The sequence below is a fragment of the Alcanivorax sp. HI0044 genome, assembly GCF_001634945.1.
Window position 1 is genome coordinate 1 of the sequence record NZ_LWEZ01000851.1, and the last position, 1,025, is coordinate 1,025.

1 protein-coding gene is annotated in these 1,025 nt (G+C 49.1%); it reads right to left on the minus strand.

The window, feature by feature from the left end:
* Positions 1 to 183: 183 nt before the first annotated feature.
* Positions 184 to 909: a zeta toxin family protein gene (locus A3730_RS10000; protein WP_063519462.1), complete on the minus strand. Its 726-nt coding sequence runs from the start codon at positions 907 to 909 to the stop codon at positions 184 to 186.
* Between the last annotated feature and the right edge of the window lie 116 nt (positions 910 to 1,025).

The window sequence follows — 1,025 nt, forward strand, 5'->3', positions numbered from 1 at the left end:
GAACAGAGACTTGAACTAGTCAGCCTTGGCTGCTTCCTCAACAAGGCGATTCTGACGCTCTGAGGCCTTTTTCAGCACACGACCGTACACCCGCTTACGCTCCGCTGAGGAGGCGTTTCGGATGAAGTCAGAAAAAGGGGTCGATTCCACGACCGGGGGAGATTTCTTCAACATGTTTCCACCCTAGTCCAGTCCAAGCATGCGCTCAAGGTCCGCGCGACTATATTTCTCAGGAATATAGTTGTCAATTCGCTCCACATTCGCTTTGTAAAATCGGTGGGAGCCATCCCGGTTCTTTAGTAGCAAATCAACCCGAATATCCGGATACGCTTCTTTGAGCATGTTCACTGCATCTCTGGCAGTAAAGTACTGATTTATAAAGTCTTCTGGCAGTATTCGTCGCCCCTCGCTAGTCTCACGGGCTTGGACAAACTCCCATGCCTGTAAAGGCTCCTGGTAAACATAGAGAATTTGCACAAACCTCCCTTTATTTAAACACCGCTCAATATTGCGTCGCGCCACTTCAAACCGGGCCAAAGTACCGTCCAACAAAAAGGTCTGACGCTGCTTTAACGCCAAATCGAGGACCTTTTCTACCAAAATTGAGACTCCACCCTGAAATAACCAGGAATTATCCCCGGTATAGCCCGGCAGCTCCGATCTAAGCTCATCCGGGTCAATCCTAAGAATTTCACCACCACCATCCTTGACGCTATCAATTAGCTCTATCGACGCTTCAGTCTTGCCCGCGCCTGGGCAGCCAGCCATGAACACCGTTACCGGTTCCTTCTCCGGCACAAACCGGGACGTATCAGTAAGACGCTGACCAATTTTTTTCTTGTGCTTTCTGGCAAAAGCTATCGCTTCCTCCTGAAGTTCAAGCTCTTCTTTACTGAGTTGCTTCGTCATATATCTGATAGCTCCAGAACAGTAGAGGCACTGTCAATATGATCAGCATATAGTAACTAATCAAGACCAGCAGTATTTGCAACTGGGCGAAGCGTTCGCAACCCCTTCTCCCGGAG

Excerpts from the sequence above, each read along its gene's own strand:
- A3730_RS10000 (WP_063519462.1), bottom strand. The coding sequence starts at position 909 with ATGACGAAGCAACTCAGTAAAGAAGAGCTTGAACTTCAGGAGGAAGCG.